This is a genomic window from Clostridium sp. ZBS2 (assembly GCF_023845855.1).
Lineage (GTDB): Bacteria > Bacillota > Clostridia > Clostridiales > Clostridiaceae > Clostridium > Clostridium aquiflavi.
This window is the reverse complement of the sequence record NZ_JAMQIF010000183.1, coordinates 1-268: the sequence shown is the minus strand read 5'-3', so window position 1 is coordinate 268 and position 268 is coordinate 1. Positions and strand designations below refer to the sequence as shown.

The following is a 268-nucleotide window of genomic DNA, read 5'->3' as shown; positions in this document are numbered from 1 at the left end:
AAATCCTTTGAAAAACGGGATGTCTTTATAGTCACCGATAGGCTCTGCAAACGTTCCTGGTGAAAGAATCGCTTTTGTTGCCATAATTGCAATAATTACAAGTAAAATTGGCGTTAATATTTTACCGATATGATCTACTAGCTTGGATGGATTTAATGATAAGAAGTAAACGACTGTAAAGAAAATCGCACTAAAAACTAACATAGAATACCATTGATCTGGGAAAAGTGGTGCAATCCCAATTTCATAAGATACAGATCCAGTTCGT

General features: G+C 35.1%; 1 protein-coding gene. It reads right to left on the bottom strand.

Features of this window, described 5'->3' with window-relative positions; all coding sequences use genetic code 11:
- Positions 1-268: branched-chain amino acid transport system II carrier protein (locus tag NG918_RS16880; protein ID WP_252227219.1), on the bottom strand; the 268-nt coding region annotated here is incomplete at both ends.